We start from the raw sequence: 490 nt of genomic DNA, 5'->3' as shown, positions 1-490 counted from the left end.
CCCGGGAGAGCCGGTGGGCGGCCCGGACCACGGTGAGCGGGGTGCGCAGCGCACCGGCCAGCACGCCCGCGGCGGCCCGGTCGACGCCGGCCAGGGCGGCGACCGGGGGCAGGAGTTCGCGCGGCCGGCCGGCCCGGATGAGGTCGGCGAGCCGGGCCGGGTGGCCGTCCAGGACCTGGCGGGCGCCGTAGCCGGTGAGGTGGTCGGTGCCGCCGGCGTCGAAGCGGGCCTCGGCGCGGGCGGCGGCGACGAGTTCGGGGCCGGGCTCGTCGGTGAGCGGGCCGGACTGCGGGTCGGCGCGCAGGACCGCGTACGGGAGGGTGTCGGGGCCGGGGTCGAGCACGGTGTGCCGCAGCCGGGGGGTGTCGGGGGCGAGCGCGAGGGTGGTGGGCGGTTCGGTCTCGCCGAGCGTGACGGCGGCCAACTGCTCAGGGGCGGACGGCCCCTGGGCGGTGTTCCGGACCCAGGAGCCCTTGACCGCGCCGGTCCT

At 80.4% G+C, this 490-nt stretch carries 1 pseudogene; it reads right to left on the bottom strand.

What is annotated here, in order from left to right:
* Positions 1-490, bottom strand: a pseudogene (locus BG452_RS37210) (hypothetical protein); the annotation flags it as partial.

Source organism: Streptomyces sp. CBMA123 (assembly GCF_014596465.1).
GTDB lineage: Bacteria > Actinomycetota > Actinomycetes > Streptomycetales > Streptomycetaceae > Kitasatospora.
This window is presented reverse-complemented; position numbering and strand designations above follow the sequence as displayed.